Below are 16,323 nucleotides of genomic sequence, written 5' to 3'. Positions count from 1 at the left end.
GGGTGCCGCGGTGCCGGCGAGGCACAGCCGCAGGACGACGACGTCCCCCGGCTGCGCCTGACGTCGGCACGTCACCGGCGGACCGTAGGGTGGAGCCATGACCGCAGCACCCCGCTCCGCCGGGACCGACGAGACCCAGAGCCCCGCGGAGCGCTACGCGGCGTCGCGCGCGCTCCAGGCAGCCTCCCGCACCCAGCTCGCAGCCTTCCGTGAGGTCGTCGGCTTCCCGTTCGACGACTTCCAGGTCCGCGCCTGCCAGGCACTCGAAGAAGGACGAGGCGTGCTCGTGGCCGCTCCCACGGGAGCCGGCAAGACCGTCGTGGGGGAGTTCGCGGTCCACCTGGCCCTCGCCGGTGGGCGCAAGGCGTTCTACACCACGCCCATCAAGGCCCTGTCCAACCAGAAGTACGCCGACCTCGCGCGCCGCCACGGCGCCGACCAGGTCGGGCTCCTGACGGGCGACACGTCGATCAACGGCGACGCCCCGATCGTCGTCATGACGACCGAGGTCCTGCGCAACATGCTCTACGCGGGCTCGCGCGCCCTCGACGGCCTCGCGTTCGTCGTCATGGACGAGGTCCACTACCTCGCCGACCGGTTCCGCGGCCCCGTCTGGGAAGAGGTCATCATCCACCTCTCGGACGACGTCCAGCTCGTGTCCCTGTCCGCGACGGTGTCCAACGCCGAGGAGTTCGGCGACTGGCTCGAGATGGTCCGCGGCGACACCGCCGTGATCGTCAGCGAGCGCCGACCGGTCCCGCTGTGGCAGCACGTCCTGGTGGGCTCGCGCGACCGTGGGGGGCGCACCCCGGGGGAGGCCGTACGCCCGGGGACCGGCGCCGACCTGATCGACCTGTACGCGGGGCACGTGGACCCGACGGACCCCGGGGTCAACCCGCCCATCAACCCCGACCTGCTGGTCGCGTTCCGCAGCGGTGCGCGCGACGGCGGGTACCCGGGACGGGGCGGTGGCCGAGGCGATCGCGGGTACCGCGGCCGGGGCGGGCGTCCCGGCGGGTCGGGCGGCTACGGGAACCGGGAGGGGTCGGGACGCCGCACGCCGCCGCGTTTCGCGGTCGTCGACGCGCTCGACGCCGACGGCCTGCTGCCCGCGATCTTCTTCATCTTCTCCCGGGCGGGGTGCGAGGCCGCGGTGACCCAGTGCCTGGCCGCGGGCCTGCGTCTGACCACGCCCGACCAGGAGGCCCGGATCCGGGCGATCGTCGAGGAGCGCAGCGCGACGCTGCCCGCCGAGGACCTCGACGTCCTGGGGTACTGGACGTGGAGCGAGTCCCTCGCTCGCGGCATCGCGGCCCACCACGCCGGAATGCTGCCCATCTTCAAGGAGATCGTCGAGGACCTGTTCAGCAAGGGCCTGGTCAAGGTCGTGTTCGCGACCGAGACCCTGGCCCTGGGGATCAACATGCCCGCCCGGTCGGTCGTGCTCGAGAAGCTCGTCAAGTGGGACGGCACCTCGCACGTGGACATGACGCCGGGGGAGTACACCCAGCTCACGGGGCGCGCCGGGCGCCGGGGCATCGACGTCGAGGGGCACGCCGTCGTCGTCGACCACCCAGGGCTGGACCCCGTGGCCCTCGCAGGCCTCGCGTCCAAGCGCCTGTACCCGCTCAAGTCCTCGTTCAGGCCCACCTACAACATGGCCGTCAACCTCGTGGCACAGGTGGGACGCGAGCGGGCCCGCGACGTCCTGGAGACGTCGTTCGCCCAGTTCCAGGCCGACCGCGGCGTGGTGGGCCTGGCCAAGCAGGCCCAGGCCCACGCCGAGGCCCTCGAGGGCTACGCCCAGGCCATGACGTGCGACCGCGGCGACTTCTCCGAGTACGCCCGGCTCCGGCGCGCCATCGCGACCCGCGAGGCGGACCTGTCGAAGTCCGCGCAGCGTGCCCGCCGGGCCCAGGTCGTCGCGGACTTCGAGAACCTGCGCGTCGGGGACGTCGTCGAGCTGCCCTCGGGGCGCCGCGCCGGGTACGTCGTGGTCCTCGACCCCGGCAAGGACGGCGGGTTCGACGGCCCGCGCCCCACGGTCCTGACCGAGGACAAGCAGGTCAAGAAGCTCACGGTCGCCGACGCCCCCTCGGGCATCCGCACGGTCGGCAAGGTCCGCATCCCCAAGACGTTCAACCCGCGCGTGCCCGCAGCCCGGCGCGACCTGGCGTCGTCGCTGCGCAACGCGCTCGGTGCGTTCGTCGACGTCCCCGGGGCCCCGGCACGCGGTGGCGGCCCGCGCGTGCGGTCCTCGGCAGCCGACGACAAGGAGCTCACCCGGCTGCGCGCCGCCCTGCGTGCGCACCCGTGCCACGACTGCCCCGAGCGTGAGGACCACGCACGCTGGGCCGAACGGTGGGCCAAGCTCAAGAAGGAGCACGACGCCCTGGTGCGCCGCGTCGAGGGACGCACCGGTTCGATCGCACGGGTCTTCGACCGCATCTGCGACATCCTCACCCAGCTCGGGTACCTCGAGGTCGACACGCACCCGGCCGGGGGCGGTCCGCTCGACCGTGACGCCACGGGCGGCGCGCAGGCTCCGGCGCAGGACCCGGCGTCGGCTTCCCGGACCGGGACCGGTCGCCGCCCCGCCCCGGAGGTCAAGGTCACCGACGCAGGGAACTGGTTGCGCCGCCTCTACGCGGAGAACGACCTGCTCCTGGCCGAGTGCCTGCGCCGTGGCGTCTGGGACGAGCTCGACCCGGCCGGCCTGGCCGCCGTCGTCTCGACCCTCGTGTTCTCGGCCCGCCGCGAGGAGCCGGGCGAGCCCTACGTCCCCGGCGGACCTGACGGCAAGCTCGCCCGCGCCCTCGACGGCACCGTCGTGGTGTGGTCCGAGGTCGACGACCTCGAGGAGGCGCACCACATCGACGCGAGCGGCACGCTCGACCTGGGTCTCGTCGCCGCGGTGCACCGGTGGGCCAACGGCCGCAGCCTCGACGCCGTCCTGCGCGGGTCCGAGCTCGCCGCGGGCGACTTCGTGCGCTGGTGCAAGCAGATCATCGACGTCCTCGACCAGCTCGCCACGGCGGCCCCCACGCCTGCCCTGCGCAAGACCGCGATCCGCGCGATCGAGGCCGTCCGGCGAGGGGTCGTGGCCTACTCGAGCGTGTGACCTTCGCGTCACGCGGGGCTCCTCGCGCCCCTGGACGAGGCGCGAGGGGCGTCCGGTGGCCTATCGTGTCGTTTCGTGGCCTCCACCCTGTATCGCAACGGTGTCATTCATTCCTCGACCGACCCCTTCGCCGAGGCGATGCTCGTCGACGGCGGGGTGATCACCTGGATCGGCGCGAACGACACGGCCGCCGGGCTCGCCGCCCGTGCCGACCGCGTCATCGACCTCGACGGGGCCCTCGTGGCTCCTGGGTTCGTCGACTCCCACGTCCACGTCCTGGAGACGGGCCTGGCCCTGGCCGGGGTGGACCTGTCCGCGAGCGCCGGCGTCACGTCCCTGGCCGGCGCGCTCGAGGCCCTGCACGCGGCGGTGTCCGCGCGCCCGGCGTCCGAGGCCGACGAGGTGCTGCTCGCGTTCGGGTGGGACGAGCAGGGATGGCCCGAGCACCGGGCTCCCACCCGCGAGGAGCTCGACGCGGCGTGCGGGGGAGCGCTCGTCTACGCGGCGCGGGTCGACGTGCACTCCGCGGTCGTCTCGACGTCCCTGGCCCGCAGGGCCGGGCTCGAGGGGCAACGCGGGTGGACCGAGACCGGCTGGGTCACCGAGGACGCGCACCACAGCGCCCGGGACGCGGCGCGCGACCTGAGCCCCGAGCGCCGCACGGCCGTGTACCGCACGGCCCTGGACGCTGCGGCGCGCCGGGGGATCGTGTCGGTGCACGAGAACAGCGCCCCCTCGATCGACACGCGTGAGGGTCTGCGCGAGCTCATGGCGCTGACCGCCGACCCGGCGGGCGCCCTGCCGCACCTGGTCGCCTACCGCGGGGAGCTGTGCGCCACGCCCGACGACGCCCGTGCGCTGCTCGCGGACCTGCCCGGGCTCGCGGGCATCGCGGGCGACCTGAACGTCGACGGGTCGCTCGGCTCGCGCACCGCGGCCCTGCGGCACCGGTACTCGGACCTGACCGGGGCGCCGGGCGAGGCCGGCCCCGACGGGCGAGGCAACCAGTACCTGAGCGCCGAGCAGATCGCGGCCCACCTGTCCGCGGTCGCCGGCGCCGGAACCCAGGGCGGCTTCCACGTCATCGGCGACCGCGCCATGGACGCCTTCCTCGTGGGTCTGCGTGCCGCGGCCGACGCCGACGGGGCCGCGGCGCACCGCCGGGCCGCGCACCGCGTCGAGCACGCCCTGTTCGTCGACACCAACGCGCTGTCGACGCTCCTGCTGTTCGGGGTCTCGCTGAGCATCCAGCCCGTGTTCGACTCCGCGTGGGGCGGCCCGGCCGGCATGTACGCCTCGCGGCTGGGGCCCACCCGTGTCGGGGGCCTGTCCCCGTTCGCGGACCTCGCGGGGGCCGGGGTGCCCCTGGCCTTCGGGTCGGACTCCCCGGTGACGCCCCTGGACCCGTGGTCGGCGGTGCGTGCGGCCATGTCCCACGCGGACCCCGACCAGCGCATCTCCGCCCGGGCGGCGTTCCGGGCGCACACGCGCGGCGGCTGGCGCATCGCCGGCCTGGACCACACGGGCGCGGGCCAGCTGCGCGTCGGGTCCCCGGCCCACCTCGCGGTGTGGCGGGCCGAGCACCTCGCGGTGCAGGGCACGGGCACCACGGCCTCCTCGTGGAGCACCGACGCGCGCTCCGGGACGCCTCTGCTGCCCGACCTGACCGACGGTGCGCCCGACCCGACGTGCCTGCAGACCGTGCGCGACGGCGTCGTGCTGTTCGACACGTTCGACTGAGTCCTCCGGCGCCCTCCCGGGCCTGCGGGGCGGTCCGCCGCCCCGCAGGTGCCCGTTCGGATTGACACCACCGTGAGGACCGGTAAGTTCGTTGACGTGTTCCGGCCTTCAGCGCCGCGGGGGAGCGAGCCACCATCTCACCGTTCTCCCCGTGTGCCCTGATGCGCATCGGCTCGACCCGCGCGTTCAGTAGACAACACGGCCTCACCGGTGGCGGTGCGACGTGGTCCGAAGGACGCGCGGGTCGGCCCACATCCACCCGCTGACCTGCAGGTGCGTGGCGTAGTCTGCACGGGTGTCGACCCGTGAGCCGAGCCGCTGGCTGCTGATCCTTCTCGCCGCCGGTGGCGGCCTCCTGACGAACGCCGCCTTCCCCGACCGCGGGTGGTGGCCCCTGGCCTTCCTGGGCGTCGCCGCCTACTTCCTGGCCGTGCGTCGCGACGGTGCCTGGTGGAACGCCCTGGTCGGGTTCGTCTGGGGGCTGGCCTTCTTCCTCCCGCACATCCAGTGGGCGCAGATCGCCACGGACACCGTGCCGTGGCTCGCCCTGAGCGTCCTGGAGGCCGTGTTCCTGGCGCTGCTGGGCGCGATGTGGACGTGGGTTCGACGCATCGGGTTCGTGGGTCGCAACCTCGCGTGGCAGGTCGTGACGTTCTCCGTGCTGTGGGTCGCGATCGAGCAGTGGCGCTCGGAGTTCCCCTTCGGCGGGTTCCCGTGGGGCCGGCTCGCCTTCTCCCAGGTCGACTCCCTGCTGGGGCGCACGGCCTGGCTCGGCGGGGGACTGCTCGTCTCGCTGCTCACGGCCGCGATCGGCGTCCTGCTGGCCGTGTTCCTGCTCGAGTCGCGCCGCCTCAAGGTCTTTCCCGCCCTGTGCTCGCTCGCGACCGCGGCCGTGCTGCTGGGGGTCGGGCTCGTGGTCCCGCTCGACGTGCGCGCCGAGACCGGGACGCTCGCGATCGGCGCGGTCCAGGGCAACGTCGACGAGCCCGGGCTCGGGTCCTTCGCCAACCGTGGCGTGGTCCTGCAGAACCACGTCGACGGCACCCTCGCACTCCTCGACGAGGTAGACCCCGGCGAGCTGGACGTGGTCCTGTGGCCCGAGAACGGCTCCGACCTGGACCCCCAGACCACGCCCGACGTCGCGGCGGACATCGACGAGGCCGCGAGCGCCGTCGGCGCCCCGATCCTCGTGGGCGCCCAGGAGTTCCCCGAGTCGGGTGGGCGGTACAACGTGTCGCTCCTCTGGGTCCCCGGCGAGGGGGTCGTCGACCGGTACGCCAAGCAGCACCCTGCCCCGTTCGGCGAGTACATCCCGATGCGCAGCTTCGTGCGGATCTTCTCCGACCAGGTGGACCGGGTGACCACGGACATGATCGCGGGCGACGAGGTCGCCGTGATCGACCTTCCCTCCGAGCGGCTCGGGCGCACCGTGCGGCTCGGCAACGTCATCTGCTTCGAGGTCGCGTACGAGGAGCTGGTGCGTGACGCCGTGAACGCGGGCGCCGAGCTCCTGGTGGTCCCGACCAACAACGCCTCGTTCGGGTACAGCGCCGAGTCCACCCAGCAGCTGGCCATGTCACGCCTGCGGGCGATCGAGACCGGCCGCGCGACCGTGCAGATCTCGACCGTCGGGGTCAGCGGCATCATCGCCCCCAACGGGGCCCTGCTGCAGAGCACCGAGCTCTTCACCCCGGACCAGCTGATCGCCACCCTTCCCCTGCGCGACTCCCTGACCCCGGCCGTGCGCGCGGGCTACTGGCCCGGGTGGATCGCCGGGGGGCTGTCGGTCCTGCTCGTGGTCGCGGGCGTCACGGCTCACGTCAGGCGGGCACCGGCCGCGAGCGCCAAGGGCGGCAAGGGCGGCACCAAGCCTCCAGCGGCGAAGAAGACCGCGCGCCGGTAGCGGGACACCGGTTCGGTCGGCCCGCTCCACGGGAGCCCCGCTGCCCGACGGCGTCCCCTCCCGGGCGAGCCGCCCCGCCCTGGGTGCGCGCCGCCGTCGGGCACGCAGAGCGACAACCGAGCGTGCCGTCCGACGGAACGACGAAGGGCCCGGAACTCCGAGGAGTTCCGGGCCCTTCGAGGCAGTCGATCAGGCGCTGCGACGCAGCTTGCCGGCACGCAGGAGGCCGAGGCGCTCGTCGAGCAGCTCCTCGAGCTCCTTGATGGTGCGACGCTCCAGCAGCATGTCCCAGTGGGTGCGGGCAGGCTTGCCGGCCTTGGGCTCGGGGCGCTCCGCGTCACGCAGGAGGGCCTCCTCGCCACAACGACACTCCCAGACCGCCGGCACCTCGGCCTCGGTCGAGAACGGCAGGATGATCGTGTGCCCGTTGGGGCAGTCGTAGTGAGCCTGGAAGCGGGGGGCGAAGTCGACGCCCGCGTCGGACTCCATGCTCTTCGCGCCGATGCTCATTCCACGTAGGGACCGGTCGGCCATGGTGTCCTCCAAGGGGTAGCGGCAGGGTTGTCTATGGGGGTCAACGTCCGGCCGGCTGCGAGTGTTCCGGTCGGACGTGAAGGTCCGGTGAAGCAGGAGGCACGCCGAACCCACCCGTCGAGGCTGCCCAGCAGACCGTGCGCATCGGGTAGGACACGCACTCCCGCGAGACCACCGACCAGGTTTCCGGTTTTCGCGGGCAGGCGCAACTTCAAGCGCAGAATCGGGGTGTGACGTTGCTCCGTCACGTGCGCTCGCGCGCCCGGTCCGGCGGCAAGAAGCCAGGCGACGGGAGGCTCCTCGTCCACCACGAACGTGTCATCGGCCGGCATCGACCGCTGTGCGCCGACGTGACGGGGACGCGCCGGTGCGGGACGGAGGCGGCCTGTCCGGATAGTCTCCAATGCCACGATCGCGGTACGGTTCCTCGTGTGAGGCACCAGGGACACGGCGAGCAGCGGACGGTCGACCATGGCGACCGTTGAGGCCTACGAGACGACCGCCGGACGGCGGTACATGGTTCGCTACCGCACCCCCGAGCGCAAGCAGACCAAGAAGCGCGGCTTCAAGACCAAGCGCAGCGCCGAGGCCTTCGCATCCTCGCTCGAGGTGTCGATGCTCCGCGGCGAGTTCATCGACCCTGCGGCGGCCCGGTCGACGGTCCTCGAGCTCGGGGGAGCGTGGCTCCAGCGCCAGACCCACCTCAAGCCCTCGACGGCCCGCGCGATCGAGAGCTCGTGGCGCCTGCACGTCACACCCCGGTGGGGGAGCGTCCCGGTCGCCGAGATCCGGCGCACCGCGGTCCAGGCGTGGGTCTCCGAGCTGAGCGCCGCCTACAGCCCCACGACCGTCGCACGCGCGCACGGCGCACTGGCCTCCTTGCTCGACGACGCGGTCGACGACCGCCGCATCCTCACCAACCCGGCTCGCGGTGTGAACCTGCCGCGCAAGGTCCGCCGAGAGCACACCTACCTCGACCACCAGCAGGTGGCCGCGCTGGCCGCCGCCGCCGGCCGGCACGAGACGCTCGTCCTGGTCTTCGCGTACTGCGGGCTCCGCTGGGGCGAGGCCGCCGGCCTGCGCGTGAGGGACCTCGACATGCTCCGGCACCGGCTGCGCGTCAACCAGAACGCGGTCGAGGTCGGGTCGGACATCGTCATCGGGACTCCCAAGACGCACGAGCGACGCTCGGTCCCGTTCCCGGCGTTCCTCTCGATGCGGCTCGCTGCCGCGTGCGAGGGCAAGGGGCGCGACGACGTCGTCTTCCACGGCGACCGCGGCGACTACCTCAAGCGCTCGAAGTCCGGCACCGGGTGGTTCTGGCGCGCGGCTCGCGACGCGGGCATCGACGACCACCTGACCCCTCACGACCTGCGCCACACCGCGGCGAGCCTCGCCGTCTCGGCCGGGGCGAACGTCAAGGCCGTCCAGCGCATGCTGGGACATGCCTCCGCGAGCATGACTCTCGACGTCTACGCCGACCTCTTCGACAACGATCTCGACGGCGTCGCGGTCGCTCTGGAGTCCGCGAGACTGCGCGCAGTCTCGCCTGGCTAGTGCCCGTGGTGTGCCCACGGGGTGTGCGCTTGGCTCCTGCAGGCTCGTGAGAGTGGCGGAATTTCAACGTTCCGACGGGGGAGAGGCGCTCATGCCCCGTGGGTATAGAACTCACGGGGTAGGCGCATCCGAGGGCAAATCGGGCATCTTGCGACGAGAGTCGAACTGCCCGCATGCTGCCGGATGCGGATCGCGCATCTGCGCTCTCAGGGCTTCCTGACGAAGTCTGTCGTCATCAAGATACTTCGCCGCATGGCGGACTGGGCGACGGGTGAGCGCACCGCCCGGGTAAATCGATCGGGCGGGTCGGGGAGTGGCGGGCGGTCGGCACGCAGGGTACCGACCTGCCCGGCCTGTTGTTGCTCGATAGGGTCGAGCGACAAGGCGCCGCTCGTGGGACCGGCGCCGACGATCGACGAAGGAGCCACCCGGTGAGCAGCTCTCCAGGTCCGATGGACGTGACGTTCTCCGCACCGATCGGCGTGACCGTGCGCGGCGACGTGTGGTCTTGCGTCGAGGTGCCTGACTCGGTCGAGCTCCTGGGAACCGGCAAGGCCGTGCGGGTGGTCGCCACCGTGGACGGTCACGACCTGACGGCCGGACTGATGCCGACCGGGGCCGGCGGCCACATGCTCTCGATCAGCGCGAAGATGCGAAAGGCGCTCGGAAAGGACCTCGGTGACACGGTCACCGTCCACCTTTCCGAACGACTGACCTGAGGTTCGGACGGATTGTCGGGGATTTCCGGTGGCGCGGCGTGGAAACGCCGCACCGCCGGAGACCCGCCCATTGTTTCCGTGGGCGTCAGCGCCAGAACGAAGCCAGTCCACCAGCCAGTCCCGTGCCCTGCTCGTACCCGGCTCGCGCCGCAGCCGGACGAAGGGACAGGTCCATCGCGTGGGTTCCGAACAGGTGCTCGGAAGCGCTGTCAGGGAAGATCGTCTCGACCGCGCTGCCCCGTGCGCGGAGCTCGTCCACCTGCGCAGCGAGCTGCAGTCCCCACGCCGGTGGGGTGAACGACCTACCCGCGAACGGTGACAGCACCAGCACGCGCTCGTGCCCGGCGGCCAGGTCGGCGTTCTCGTTGCGGCGGTAGCCGCCGTCGACGTAGAGACGGTCACCGATCCTGTACGGAAGGCCGCTCGAGCAGCTCGCGGCGACGGCGTCCGCCAGGTCGACCCCGCTGAGGCGGTCGAACACGACCGGCTCGCCGGACTCGGCGTCGACGGCCGTGAGGAGCACCGTGCGCTGCGGCCAGTGCTGGCTCGGCAGCCGAGAAGCGACGGTGGCGCGCCACCGAGCGCGCCAGGACCCGTCCGACGCCGCTTCGCGGTCGAGGGCTGCGGCACCCACCTTTCGTCGCAGGTCAGCAGCGTCGTCCGCGGAAGCGATGAGAGCGTTCATCCGCTCCAGGTGGTCCACGACCGCGCGGTTCGGTGCATGTCCTCGGTCTCCGCCGGGTGCGCCGTTCGGACGTGGGGGAGCAGCCGCGAGGGTCGTCGCGAGCAGGTCGGTCGGAGATGCGCCGGCCACCTGGGCGGCGGCAGTCGAACCGGCCGACGTCCCGACGGTGAGGTCTGCTGCTGTCACGTCGAGCCCGGCATCGAACAGACCGGCGACGACGCCGATCAGCCAGGCGTTGCCCGTCGATCCGCCGCCCCCGAGGACGAGCGCCCGCTCGCCGACAGGGAGCTGCGGCAGGCTCTGGTCAGTGTTCGAGGAGTCGCGGGCCGGGGAGGAATCAGGTGAGGTGTTCATGGGAGTCGCCTTTCGCGAGGTGCTGGGCGAGCGCTCCCTGCGACGACTAGCTCGGTCGCGCGATCGTGGACTGCAGGGGAGAGCCCGGTACGGGTACGGCGTTCACGGGTCTCACCTCCTCGACGACGGGTCACGATCAAGGCGACGCTAGCACGCCGCACGCGCAGTCGACCACGGAAATTCTCCGCCGACCGAACCTCGGTATGCCCAGACGGCTGTTTCGATACCTTCCGACCTGATCATTTCTCGCCATTGCCGTGCGGAATCTCATTCCTCGCTCCAGGCATCTCTTCATCGATTCTCCGAGCGAGGACGGAGTGAAGAACCTCGGCGACGCGAGGTCTTTCTCCGAGACGCGAGCGGGCTCGCCGCCGGTCACGATCGAGCAGATCTGGAGAAGCGCACGACGGCGCCCGTCAGTAGCGTCGAACCTGACGACAGACCCACCGAGAAGGGGAACCACGATGACCGGCACCACGAAGTCGACCAAGACCGCCAAGGCCTACGAAGGATTCTCGGCCGAGGAGCGCGCGGCGATGAAGGAGCGCGCCAAGGAGCTCAAGGCGTCCGCGAACCGGGCCGAGGCGGAGAAGGCTCAGCTCGAGAAGATCGCGGAGCTGTCCGAGCCGGACCGCTCCATGGCCTCGCGGATCCACGAGCTCGTGGCCGAGCACGCGCCCTCGCTCGCGCCGAAGACCTGGTACGGGATGCCCGGGTGGGCCAAGGACGGCAAGATCCTGTGCTTCTTCCAGCCTGCGGAGAAGTTCGGCGCTCGCTACCCGACCTTCGGCTTCAACGACGTCGCCCAGCTCGACGAGGGCACGCTGTGGCCCGTCGCCTATGCCCTCACGGAGCTGACGGCGGAGAACGAGGCGACGATCGCCGAGCTCGTGAAGCGGGCGGCCGGCTGACCGACAGCGGGCGTCGCCACTCCGTCACTGTGCGGATCGGAGCGCAGAAATGCGCTCTGACCTGCACGGATACACATCCGGGAGCTGACAGCTGGGGGAGTGGCGGGCACACGTCTCCTGGCCGCGGCGCCCCGCATCGTCTGGCACCATGCTCACCATGCCCCTCGACATCCTGCTGGTCGCCGTCTCGCAGCGAGGCACGAGCTCTCGCCGTCGCACGCTGAGGACCTTGGCAGCCACCTGCGACACCGAGGGCGAGCTCGTCCGGCTGGCCGCGGCGAGCGGGCGGCCGTTGCTGGCGAAGATCGACCCGTACGGAGATCTCGTCCTGACGTCGTCGGAGGCGGACCAGCTGGTCGCCGAGCTGCGATCCGTCGACGGCGCGGCTTCCGGGGCCGCTGCGCGCATCGTGGACGAGGTCGTCGGCCTGGCCGAGCGGTGCGCCACCGATGTGACCACGGAGCTGCACCTGATCGGTGACTAACGGTCCGGTCCACAGATCGTTGGAACGACGCCCCTTCCAGCCCCTCTCGACCGTCACCCGGCAACGCCGATAATGTACATTATGTCATTATGGCCGAACGGGGCCACCCCTCTCGTGCGGCCAGACGGGCCCCTGGGCGCCCTGAGCGACCACGCACAGTACGACTGGATCGAGCCTCGCCGGTCGCACGGCGTGCATCAGGATCGCACGCGGCGGACTCTCTCCTTCGCAAGGGCGTCGAGCAGCGGCGCGCAGCAGCCTCTGGAGTCGACGATGAGCTCAGGACCGTTCGCGGCCGCGCAGTCTGACAGGCCGACCGTCGTCGAGCCGGCGCCGTCACCCAGGAGCTCGCCGGCGCCGACCGGCCGTCGGCTTGCGGTCCACGGCGCGCGCGCGACCCTCGTGGCGCTGCTCCTGGTGACGACGCTCGGCGTGGCGGTGCTCGCGGCTGCGCTCGCCTCGATCTTCGCGGTCCTCACGGCCCCCTGGTGGATCTACCGGTTGTGGCTCCGCCCTGCGCTCGACCGGTCCCCCTCGAGTGCGGGCGCCCTCCTGGATGTTCGGCCCGGGCGGGACGGCGACGCGCCCCTCGCTGCGTCGTCGGGCATCTGAGGGCGCAGCTGCCCGCCCTCTTTCGCGATGGCACTGCTGGGGGTACTCTCCTAGATAAGGACATACAGGACAAACCATTGTGTTTGTCACAACACCATGCTCTGAGGGGCGAACGGGAGGACCGGTCCCCTCCAGCGTGTCAGTGGCGCCCCCTATGCTCCGGATGTCCGATGTCATCCCGTTCCCAGGAGTCGCACGGTGGTCGCCCCTCCCCGCCTACGTCGTGTCACGGTCGCCGAGGCAGTCGCCACGTACTTGTCGTCGGTGTCCGCGGAGACCGTCAGGGGTGTCCTCTCCCCCACGACCCAGCGCAACTACGAGCGCGACCTCCGAGAGCTCTCCTCCCTCGCCGGACCGGAGACGATCCTCGACGACATCACGGGCGACGACATCGACGACTTCCTCCTGCGCTACCAGATCACCCCCGACGGCCGGTACGCCGATCCCCGGACCAAGCCCGACGGCCCCGGGAGGTCCGCCGCGACCGTGAACCGGTTCCGGCAGTCGATCTCCCGCTTCTTCACGCACGCGGCACGCGACGGCTGGGTCCAGGCCGACCCGATGCAGTGGGCCTCTCCCCCGGCCAGGCTCCGCGGCGGGCTGCGTGTCGCCAGGACCGCACTGTCCGCGACGGCCGCGCAGTCGCTGCTCGTGACGGCGAGCACCAAGCCGCGCACGGGCGACGCCGCGTCGCCGCTGCGCACCGCGTCGGGCGCGACGGCACCGCGCGTCGACCACGACCTCGCCCTGCGAGACCGCCTCATCATCGCGCTCCTGCTCATCCTCGGTCCGAGGGTCTCCGAGGTCGCTCGCGCGGACATCGACGACTTCGTCCGCGAACCGGACCAGACACGCTGGCGGATCAAGGGAAAGGGCGGGGCCGTCCGCACGGTCAGCCTGTCCGAGCCGCTGTCGCGCGCTCTCGAGGAGTACCTCGCCGGCCTGCGCCCCCAGCTGCTCAGCCGGCGCCCCGGCGACCCTGATGCGACCCGTGCCCTCCTCCTCACCTGGCGAGGCCGGCGCATCGACGCGCAGGCGATCCGCGCACTCCTCAACCGGTGCATCGCCCGCATGCCCGACGAGTACCGACGGGCCGCGACCCCTCACGCCCTGCGACACACGACCGCGACGCTCCTCGTAGCCCAGGGATGGGACGTCAAGGTCATCGCCGAGCTGCTGGGGCACGCGTCTATCGCGACGACAGGCGTCTACCTCGACCGCATCGAGGGCGAGCTGGCCGCGGCGATCCGGTCGCACCCACTCTCGACCGGGCTGCCTGCGGAGATGGGGAGCGAACCGCCAGCCGAAACAGACAGAGCGGGTGAAATCGGCACCCGGCAGCCCTGACAGCGCGAGGGTCGCGGCCAGTCCGGCCGACGTCACCCTTTTTCTCCGGGTGCTCCCGGCTTCCTGAGGCTACGGTGAGCAGGTGCGCCCCTCGAAGACCTCTCCCGTCCAGCTCGCCCGAACGGTGATGGCCCGTGCGGCAGTTCTCACGATCGCCGTCCCCATGACCGTGGCCACGGGGCTCGTAATCGCCGATGCGATCCGCAAGCGCCGGGTCACGGACCCCAGCAGGTTCCCCCGTTCGGCTCCCGCCGAAGGACGGATCGGCGAGACGTCGACCACGATCTTCACCTACGGGGACGACCTCTACCGAGAGATGCTCGCCGCCATCCGCGGCGCCAAGCGTCGCATCATGCTCGAGACGTACATCTGGAAGGGCGACGAGCTCGGCCAGGAGTTCAAGGACGCCCTCGTCGAGGCCACCGAGCGCGGCGTCGAGGTCTTCGTGATCTACGACGGCTTCGCGAACCTCGTGGTCCCGCGGGAGTTCCTGACGTTCCCCTCCCCCATCCACGTCATCCGGTATCCCGTCTTCCGTCCCGGTGTCCTGGTGCTCAACGTCCGCAAGTCCGGGCGAGACCACCGCAAGATCCTCGTGGTCGACGACGAGATCGGCTTCGTCGGCGGGTACAACATCGGCGCGGTGTACGCGACGCAGTGGCGCGACACGCACATCCGGCTCGACGGCCCGTCGGCCTGGGAGCTGCGCAACGCGTTCGTCGACTTCTGGAACTCCAACCGCAAGTCCCACCAGCCGCCGCTCGAGGACCCGGGCTCGCGCCTGTGGCTCCCCGAGCTCCGCGCGGCGCGCAACGCCCCCGCACACCTGGTCTTCCCGATCCGCGGCATCTACCTGGATGCGATCGACCGGGCCTCGGACCACATCTACATCACCCAGGCGTACTTCATCCCCGACCGGGAGATCCTCGACGCGCTGCTCATGGCCGCACAACGCGGTGTCGACGTCCGTGTCCTGGTACCCGAGCGCTCCAACCACGTCGTGGCCGACTGGCTCTCGCGCGGGCTCTACACCACGCTCCTGCGGGGTGGGGTCACGATCTGGCTCTACAAGGAAGCCATGGTCCACGCCAAGACCGCGACGATCGACGGCCGCTGGACGACCATCGGTACCGCCAACATCGACCGCCTCAGCCTGACGGGCAACTACGAGGTCAACCTCGAGATCGTCGACGCGGGCATCGCTGGACAGATGGAGAAGGTGTTCGACGTCGACCTCAGCAACTGCCGCGAGCTGACGCTGACGGAGTGGTCGAGCAGGTCGCTCGCGGCCAAGCTCGGAGAGGTCGCACTGACCCCGCTCCGCCCGCTGCTGTAGAGCCAGGAAGGCTCACTCCCTCGTGGCGTCCGCGATCTCCTCCTCGGGGCGCGGCGGGACGGTCTCGTCGATCTCGATGACGGGTACCTCGTCGAACTCGGGGTGCTCGCGCAGGAGCTCCTGCGCGACGGCTTCTGGGTCGCGGTGGGCCTGCTGCTCGGTCATGGTCGGCTCCTCGGGGTGACGTCGAGGTGCTGTCCCACCTCGAGCGGACGGTAGTCGTAGGTCCCGCCGGTGCGCCCCACCCCGAACAGGCGGTGGACCAGGCCGAGCCCGGCGGACGAGAGGATCGCGTCGTGGATCGGCACCACGGTCCACGGGTCCAGCGCCCGGACGAAGTCGATGCCTTCCGACACCTTCATCCACGGCGCCGACACCGGTGCGAGCAGCACGTCGAGACGCCGGTCCGTCAGCGGTGGGACGAGCGAGTCACCCGGGTGGTAGACGCTCGCACCGCCCGCCGAGAACAGGTACGTGACGTTCGAGACCCGCGGGATGTCGGGATGGATCACCGCGTGCTGACCGCCTCCGACCAGCACGGCGAAGGGCCCCAGGTCGAGCACGTCACCCGGTTCGACGACCCGGTACCTCTCGCCGTCGGGGACCTCCCCCAGCAGGTCGAAAGCCGCCTGCGGACCGATCATCACCAGGTCCGGGCGTTCGTCGAGGGCCTTGCCGACCGCCGCGACGTCGAGGTGGTCCGGGTGCGCGTGCGTCACGAGGAGCGTCCCGGGGTCGGCGAGCGCGGCCGACGTGTCGGCGAACGTCCCGGGGTCGGCGAGCGCGGCCGACGTGTCGGCGAACGTCCCGGGATCGACAGTGAGCGTGGTTCCTTCGTGGCTGAGTGCGACGCAGGAGTGTCCGTGGAACGTGAGGCGCATGAGCCTTCCTTCGACTGGGAGCTGCTGCTTCAAGTGTGCCGTGCGCGGCCGCGTGCGGCGCGAGGTGGCTCGGACGCGACCGCGTCCCGCGCTCCCGCGGGAGCTCCGTCGTCGGGCTCCCGCTTCTCCGACGACGACG

Annotated in this window: 14 protein-coding genes; 10 read left to right on the top strand and 4 right to left on the bottom strand. The window is 71.5% G+C overall.

What is annotated here, in order from left to right:
- Window positions 1-97 precede the first annotated feature (97 nt).
- The 3 genes from ACFWFR_RS04235 (at window position 98) to lnt (ending at window position 6,764) form a co-directional block, all read left to right on the top strand.
- Complete coding sequence (locus ACFWFR_RS04235) at window positions 98-3,121, top strand: DEAD/DEAH box helicase (protein WP_377621405.1); 3,024 nt, start codon at window positions 98-100, stop codon at window positions 3,119-3,121.
- Window positions 3,122-3,196: 75 nt separating this feature from the next.
- Window positions 3,197-4,861, top strand: coding sequence for an amidohydrolase (locus tag ACFWFR_RS04230; protein WP_377621403.1), 1,665 nt, complete (start codon window positions 3,197-3,199; stop codon window positions 4,859-4,861).
- A 295-nt stretch (window positions 4,862-5,156) separates the two neighbouring features.
- A complete protein-coding gene (lnt, locus tag ACFWFR_RS04225) occupies window positions 5,157-6,764 on the top strand; it encodes an apolipoprotein N-acyltransferase (protein WP_377621401.1) in 1,608 nt (535 codons plus the stop codon).
- Window positions 6,765-6,953: 189 nt separating this feature from the next.
- Here lnt and ACFWFR_RS04220 read toward each other — a convergent pair whose 3' ends face one another.
- Window positions 6,954-7,298 carry an RNA polymerase-binding protein RbpA gene (locus ACFWFR_RS04220; RefSeq protein WP_030151331.1) on the bottom strand — a complete coding sequence of 115 codons (345 nt, stop codon included), beginning with the start codon at window positions 7,296-7,298 and terminating at the stop codon, window positions 6,954-6,956.
- 471 nt (window positions 7,299-7,769) lie between these two features.
- On the opposite strand from ACFWFR_RS04220, the gene ACFWFR_RS04215 reads away from it, so the two are divergent.
- On the top strand, window positions 7,770-8,855 hold the full coding sequence (locus tag ACFWFR_RS04215) for a tyrosine-type recombinase/integrase (protein WP_056651909.1): 1,086 nt from the start codon (window positions 7,770-7,772) through the stop codon (window positions 8,853-8,855).
- Between the two features lie 431 nt (window positions 8,856-9,286).
- Entirely contained in the window at window positions 9,287-9,574 is a 288-nt protein-coding gene (locus tag ACFWFR_RS04210; protein ID WP_377621399.1) for a DUF1905 domain-containing protein, read from the top strand.
- A gap of 85 nt (window positions 9,575-9,659) precedes the next feature.
- On the opposite strand, the gene ACFWFR_RS04205 is transcribed toward ACFWFR_RS04210, so the two are convergent.
- On the bottom strand, window positions 9,660-10,613 hold the full coding sequence (locus tag ACFWFR_RS04205; protein ID WP_377621397.1) for a patatin-like phospholipase family protein: 954 nt from the start codon (window positions 10,611-10,613) through the stop codon (window positions 9,660-9,662).
- A gap of 464 nt (window positions 10,614-11,077) precedes the next feature.
- Here ACFWFR_RS04205 and ACFWFR_RS04200 point away from each other — a divergent pair, with 464 nt between their 5' ends.
- From ACFWFR_RS04200 to ACFWFR_RS04180, 5 genes are all read left to right on the top strand, one after another.
- A complete protein-coding gene (locus ACFWFR_RS04200) occupies window positions 11,078-11,524 on the top strand; it encodes an iron chaperone (RefSeq protein ID WP_191802460.1) in 447 nt (148 codons plus the stop codon).
- A 157-nt stretch (window positions 11,525-11,681) separates the two neighbouring features.
- A complete protein-coding gene (locus tag ACFWFR_RS04195) occupies window positions 11,682-12,008 on the top strand; it encodes a hypothetical protein (RefSeq protein ID WP_377621395.1) in 327 nt (108 codons plus the stop codon).
- A gap of 273 nt (window positions 12,009-12,281) precedes the next feature.
- Window positions 12,282-12,620 (top strand): hypothetical protein, encoded by a 339-nt coding sequence (locus tag ACFWFR_RS04190; protein ID WP_377616510.1) that lies wholly within the window; start codon window positions 12,282-12,284, stop codon window positions 12,618-12,620.
- Between the two features lie 264 nt (window positions 12,621-12,884).
- A complete protein-coding gene (locus ACFWFR_RS04185) occupies window positions 12,885-13,967 on the top strand; it encodes a tyrosine-type recombinase/integrase (RefSeq protein WP_377621393.1) in 1,083 nt (360 codons plus the stop codon).
- 82 nt (window positions 13,968-14,049) lie between these two features.
- Window positions 14,050-15,303: a phosphatidylserine/phosphatidylglycerophosphate/cardiolipin synthase family protein gene (locus ACFWFR_RS04180; protein ID WP_377621392.1), complete on the top strand. Its 1,254-nt coding sequence runs from the start codon at window positions 14,050-14,052 to the stop codon at window positions 15,301-15,303.
- Between the two features lie 12 nt (window positions 15,304-15,315).
- Here ACFWFR_RS04180 and ACFWFR_RS04175 read toward each other — a convergent pair whose 3' ends face one another.
- Window positions 15,316-15,468 carry a hypothetical protein gene (locus ACFWFR_RS04175; RefSeq protein ID WP_191802466.1) on the bottom strand — a complete coding sequence of 51 codons (153 nt, stop codon included), beginning with the start codon at window positions 15,466-15,468 and terminating at the stop codon, window positions 15,316-15,318.
- Entirely contained in the window at window positions 15,465-16,184 is a 720-nt protein-coding gene (locus ACFWFR_RS04170; protein WP_377621390.1) for an MBL fold metallo-hydrolase, read from the bottom strand. The genes ACFWFR_RS04175 and ACFWFR_RS04170 overlap by 4 nt, the downstream gene beginning before the upstream one ends.
- Between the last annotated feature and the right edge of the window lie 139 nt (window positions 16,185-16,323).

The sequence above is a fragment of the Oerskovia sp. NPDC060287 genome (genome assembly GCF_042726775.1).
In the GTDB taxonomy this organism is placed as follows: domain Bacteria; phylum Actinomycetota; class Actinomycetes; order Actinomycetales; family Cellulomonadaceae; genus Oerskovia; species Oerskovia merdavium.
This window is presented reverse-complemented; position numbering and strand designations above follow the sequence as displayed.